At 44.1% G+C, this 803-nt stretch carries 2 protein-coding genes; both read left to right on the top strand.

Translation table 11 applies throughout. The features are described from left to right. Positions 1–167 (top strand): SEC-C metal-binding domain-containing protein (locus R7190_RS26730; RefSeq protein ID WP_318137780.1); only part of this gene is annotated, 167 nt, incomplete at its 5' end. 75 nt (positions 168–242) lie between these two features. After that, positions 243–641, top strand: a complete 399-nt coding sequence (mutT, locus tag R7190_RS26725; RefSeq protein WP_005461225.1) for an 8-oxo-dGTP diphosphatase MutT — start codon at positions 243–245, stop codon at positions 639–641. Positions 642–803 lie beyond the last annotated feature (162 nt).

Below are 803 nucleotides of genomic sequence, written 5' to 3'. Positions count from 1 at the left end.
GTGCGCAGGCTCAGCATGCAGCTGCGGAAAATCAGTTGGCTGATGGTGAAGAGTCTGAGGGCTCAAATCAACCTGTTGTTCGTGATGAGCGTAAAGTAGGTCGAAACGAACCTTGTCCATGTGGTAGTGGCAAGAAATACAAGCAGTGTCACGGTCAGATCAATTAATCTAACTTGATAACTTAATAAGAAAGAGTCGCTTAGGCGGCTCTTTTTGTATCGATAGATCCTAGGTAAATATCCATGAAAAGAATTCACATTGTTGCAGCGATCATTTTCAATCAAGATAAGTCGCAAATCTTTATTACTAAACGTCCTGATGATAAACATAAAGGTGGATTTTGGGAGTTTCCGGGCGGTAAAGTCGAGCTAGGAGAAACAGTTGAACAAGCGATGGTTCGTGAGCTTGAAGAGGAAGTGGGGATTCGAGTGATTGAACAAGCACCGTTTGAACACCTTGAATACGATTACCCAGATAAGTCACTAAAATTTGATTTTATTACCGTCTCTCAGTTCGAGAACGAACCTTATGGTCGAGAAGGTCAAGAAGGGCGCTGGGTCGCAGTTGGTGAATTAGGGGATTACACCTTCCCTGAAGCTAACGTGCCGATCTTACAACGTGTCGTAAAAGAGTTCGCTTAAGCCCAATGAACGTGCTTGTGGTTAACACAGTATGTTGTTAGTTTAAAAAGATTCAGCGAAACGAAAGAGAACGAGAAGCCTCGTTATCCAGAGAAGGAGAGAAAGCGCAATGGTTCGTATTGCAATCGCAGGAGCTGCTGGCCGTATGGGTCGCAACCTAGT

Source organism: Vibrio sp. 1078-1 (genome assembly GCF_033340475.1).
Note: the sequence above shows the minus strand (reverse complement) of the source record. Positions and strands in the feature narration are given on the sequence as shown.

What these genes read in the sequence shown, in the direction of transcription:
- mutT (WP_005461225.1), top strand. Translation starts at nt 243, where the DNA reads ATGAAAAGAATTCACATTGTTGCAGCGATCATTTTCAATCAAGATAAG.